Genomic DNA, 1,761 nt, shown 5'->3' with positions numbered 1-1,761 from the left:
CAATGTGTCACATGATTTATTGTTAGAAGTTGGGACAGAATAGTTGGGCGCTACATCCGCAGAATGAACGGTGCCCCAAAATGCCAGGTCTGAATTCGCCGCCATTCGAGCAATACCAATAGCAGAGATGTCTTCCTCTTCTGCGTGAGGATGGGCATTGCAAATCAATGGGGTCGACATACCGGCCAGCAGTAGGAAAATGTGAATACACCGAAGGCTACTCAATGCCATATCGCTATTCTTTCAGTCTGTCTAGACATAATGACTTCCCCAATAGCGGCTGACCCCCTGTTGACAAGGGGAGTCCTCATAAGTGTTAGGTAACTAACCGAGCCATCACCTGTACATTGCCTTTATTTGCTCCCAAGTCTTACCTTCTGTGGATACCGCTTTTTCTATAAACAGCATTTCACCGTATGTGCAATCGGCAGCCACAAGAGCGTTTTCCAGGTCATCGGCGTCCACATACGCAGGAACACCTTCGATACTGCTGAAGGGCCGAGCCTCCCCTAAATACATTGCTCCTGTAGCCCCTTGACAAGGTTGGGGGGATTTAGGAACAGGAACTGTGGATTTTGCTTCAGAAACTGTTTGTCCAACATAGCGCACTTCTACAGTGGCAAGAACGACCATCCTGCCGTAGTTGCTTTCTTGAACCGGAACAGGCTCCGAATATCCAACGAAGTGGGACCCAGTTGAGCCAACATCAATTGAAAATACCGGGAATGTAAATCCAAGTACTTCGACGTTACTCGTTGAATATAGCCGACACTCAAACCCTCCAACAAAATCAACCGGTCGGGAACCCTCCTGACAAAAGCTCGGATTAATAGGATTAACTAAAACCAAGGAGGCGGAAAAAACCTGCCCTACTTGAACGTAGGGACATTGCTCGAAGTAGTTTTGTTGATCTACAGCCAGGAATAGTTGATTTTCCAATTGTGCGGCTGCACCAACAGCACAGAACAGAACCGGAACGATTACCACGAATGTCTTTACATGATTATACATTGTCCCTCCTATCAGTTACCTAGACATTATGACTTCCCCAATAGCAGCTGGCCCCCGGTTGGCACGGGGAGTCCTCATAAGGGTTATAAGCCGAATCAATAGATCGACGATCACACCAACTAATTAGCGTCCGAATTTTCGCTGGCCTTGGGGGCCAGGTCGTTTTCCCACGACGCTGCAAATTCCGACCAGTCCCATGTTCCATTAACCACTTGCTCAAGCGGCACTTCAAGATCCCAGGGTAGACCGATCCAAACCAGATTTCCAGTTCGGTCAACAATGAATGTTCTTGGTACAGACACCCTTTCAGTGGTCCCCAAATACCTGGCTGCCAAGATGCCTTCATTGAATTCTTTCCCCGGAGGGACCAAGTCCGTCGCAATGAGACCTGGCATTGTTTCGCCATGTTTTTCAACGAATTCGACAACTTGCGGCTTTTCAGGATCCCAGATGCTCAAAGCGATAAATGTAACCTTATCTTTGTATTGACTTTCCAATTTGTGGAGAGCCGGCATGGACTTTAAGCAGGGCTTGCACCAAGTCGACCATAAATCCACGACATAAATTCGACCCGGTTCAAATTCGGGCAAGGGTCCCCCCTTTATCCAAACCGCCTCTTTGAGGTTCGGGGCGGGACCGCCAAGCGTCGGCCCAGAAATTGCCGCCGTTGCATGGACCAATAGGACCGCTACCATGACAAGTAAAAAATGCTGAACTCCACTCCTCACAGCGATCTCCTTTTTCTTATTG

The 1,761-nt window shown here is 48.3% G+C and carries 2 protein-coding genes; both read right to left on the bottom strand.

Annotated features, from left to right (window positions below; genetic code table 11):
- Positions 1 to 336: 336 nt before the first annotated feature.
- The gene (locus tag KOO63_11955) at positions 337 to 1,011 is read right to left on the bottom strand and encodes a hypothetical protein (GenBank protein ID MBU8922523.1); all 675 of its coding nucleotides are present in this window, start codon (positions 1,009 to 1,011) and stop codon (positions 337 to 339) included.
- Positions 1,012 to 1,130: 119 nt separating this feature from the next.
- Positions 1,131 to 1,761 (bottom strand): TlpA family protein disulfide reductase (locus tag KOO63_11950; GenBank protein ID MBU8922522.1); only part of this gene is annotated, 631 nt, incomplete at its 5' end.

Source organism: Candidatus Latescibacterota bacterium (genome assembly GCA_019038625.1).
Lineage (GTDB): Bacteria > Krumholzibacteriota > Krumholzibacteriia > Krumholzibacteriales > Krumholzibacteriaceae > JAGLYV01.
Note: the sequence above shows the minus strand (reverse complement) of the source record. Positions and strands in the feature narration are given on the sequence as shown.